Origin of the sequence: Paenibacillus sp. J23TS9, assembly GCF_018403225.1 — a bacterium.
Classification (GTDB): domain Bacteria; phylum Bacillota; class Bacilli; order Paenibacillales; family Paenibacillaceae; genus Paenibacillus_AQ.
Map to the genome: position 1 here is coordinate 1 of NZ_BOSG01000046.1, position 250 is coordinate 250.

Consider the following 250-nt stretch of genomic DNA (forward strand, 5'->3'; position numbering starts at 1 on the left):
TCCCGTTGTACTGGCCATTGTAGTACGTGTGTAGCCCAAGTCATAAGGGGCATGATGATTTGACGTCATCCCCGCCTTCCTCCGGTTTGTCACCGGCAGTCATTCTAGAGTGCCCACCCGAAGTGCTGGCAACTAAAATCAAGGGTTGCGCTCGTTGCGGGACTTAACCCAACATCTCACGACACGAGCTGACGACAACCATGCACCACCTGTCACCTCTGTCCCGAAGGCCGCCTCTATCTCTAGAGGA

The 250-nt window shown here is 54.8% G+C and carries 1 rRNA gene; it reads right to left on the reverse strand.

What is annotated here, in order from left to right:
* Positions 1 to 250, reverse strand: a 16S ribosomal RNA gene (locus KJS65_RS29635); the annotation flags it as partial.